The sequence below is a fragment of the Kitasatospora sp. NPDC049285 genome, from assembly GCF_040678815.1.
GTDB lineage: Bacteria > Actinomycetota > Actinomycetes > Streptomycetales > Streptomycetaceae > Kitasatospora.
In genome coordinates this window covers 1-1,463 of record NZ_JBFAQR010000150.1, presented here as the reverse complement: position 1 = coordinate 1,463, position 1,463 = coordinate 1, and the positions used below count along the sequence as shown (strand labels likewise).

1 protein-coding gene is annotated in these 1,463 nt (G+C 31.3%); it reads left to right on the top strand.

Translation table 11 applies throughout. The features are described from left to right. Positions 1-93: 93 nt before the first annotated feature. Complete coding sequence (locus tag AB0K51_RS34815) at positions 94-1,029, top strand: replication initiation factor domain-containing protein (protein WP_162161273.1); 936 nt, start codon at positions 94-96, stop codon at positions 1,027-1,029. Positions 1,030-1,463 lie beyond the last annotated feature (434 nt).

Genomic DNA, 1,463 nt, shown 5'->3' with positions numbered 1-1,463 from the left:
TGTATATCTAGATATTAAACGATATTAGTTTTTTCTTCAAGATATATATTCGGGTGAGCGACTTCTTAAAACAAATTAAGGAGTCGATTTTTTATGAGTAGAGAAAATTATTCAAAGTACTTACAAAATAAGGATAGTGACATTTTACACTCAACCGGCTACTCTAATAGCCGGTTAGGTGGTAATTTTTGTACCACCCCTCAGCCAGAATTAAATTTTGATGCCATGACTATTGTTGGAAATCTTAATAAAAATAATGCTCAAAAGCTATCTGAATTCATGAGTACTGAACCACAAATTAGACTTTGGGATATACTACAAACGAAATTTAAAGCTAAAGCGCTGCAGGAAAAAGTTTATATCGAATACGACAAAGTAAAAGCAGATACATGGGATAGACGTAATATGCGTGTTGAATTTAATCCAAATAAACTTACACATGAAGAAATGATTTGGTTAAAACAAAACATCATCGACTATATGGAAGATGACGGTTTCACAAGATTAGACTTAGCCTTTGATTTTGAAGATGATTTAAGCGACTACTATGTAATGTCAGATAAAGCTTTGAAGAAGACTGTATTCTATGGAATTAATGGAATGCCAGAAACAAAATATTTTGGCGTTCGTGATAGCGATAGATTTATTAGAATTTATAACAAAAAACAAGAACGTAAAGATAACGCAGATGTTGAAGTTACGTCTGATCACTTATGGCGTGTAGAAATTGAACTTAAAAGAGATATGGTTGATTATTGGAACGATTGTTTTGAAGATTTACATATTTTAAAACCTGATTGGACTACACTAGAAAAATTAAAAGACCAAGCTATGATTTATATGTTAATTCATGAAGAAGGCGTATGGGGAAAACTTGAAAGGCATGCTAAATATAAATATAAGAAATTAATCAAAGAAATATCTCCAGTTGATTTGACGGAATTAATGAAATCGACTTTAAGAGAAAATGAAAAACAATTGCAAAAGAAAATAGAATTTTGGCAGACAAAAAGTAAGAAGCTATTTTAAAAAGGGCTACCATTCGGCTCCCTTTTAGCTCCCAAATGGCTACATAAAAAGGGAGCCATTTGGGAGTCATTTTTTGATTTTATGTAGCCATTTGGGAGACATTTTTGATTTTGGGTAGCTATTCGGTAGCTTTTGTGTAGCCCTTCAGGAGTCATATAACAATTTTTATCGCATAAAAAGGAATCCCATTTGACACTGTCAAATCAATATTTTGAACAGAAATGGCTACCGAATGGAGACATTTGGAGACATTTCTGTTCAGGATTCCTCTTATGCTCTTTAAAATATTTAAAATACAAGAGTTACATTATACACCTATTTTTTAAGGCTTTAGCTTTTTATTAAGAAGAATAACCGAGATAGAAAAACATATTTCGTATTCTAAAAGATTTAGAAAATGAATTTTAAAATGATTTATCGTCTCTCTGTTGAAC